General features: G+C 45.9%; 1 protein-coding gene. It reads left to right on the top strand.

What is annotated here, in order from left to right; all coding sequences use genetic code 11:
- Positions 1 to 242: hypothetical protein (locus tag SM753_RS20650; protein ID WP_323192935.1), on the top strand; the 242-nt coding region annotated here is incomplete at its 5' end.
- Between the last annotated feature and the right edge of the window lie 28 nt (positions 243 to 270).

Below are 270 nucleotides of genomic sequence, written 5' to 3'. Positions count from 1 at the left end.
ATTTTGTGCCGTACCCGTATGCTCTTTTTTTCTGCCACGAACCAGAGGGCAGAAATGTTGTTCAAGAAGTTTCCTTACTTGGTGCGGATGGCGTTAAAATGGAGGCGGTTACATCATGCCACATGGATACAAAATCATGGACACCTGATGTTGAGGCTTTTTCCTTCTTAGGAACGAAGCCAGGGTCCCCAGTCTGCCACATTTCACCCCACTATGATCTTGTTTGGGTTTCTGGAAACTGAGATGCTTTGTGTGCTAGCTACTTTTCTC

This window comes from Halostella sp. PRR32 (genome assembly GCF_034808085.1).
In the GTDB taxonomy this organism is placed as follows: Archaea; Halobacteriota; Halobacteria; order Halobacteriales; family Natronoarchaeaceae; genus Halostella; species Halostella pelagica.
This window is presented reverse-complemented; position numbering and strand designations above follow the sequence as displayed.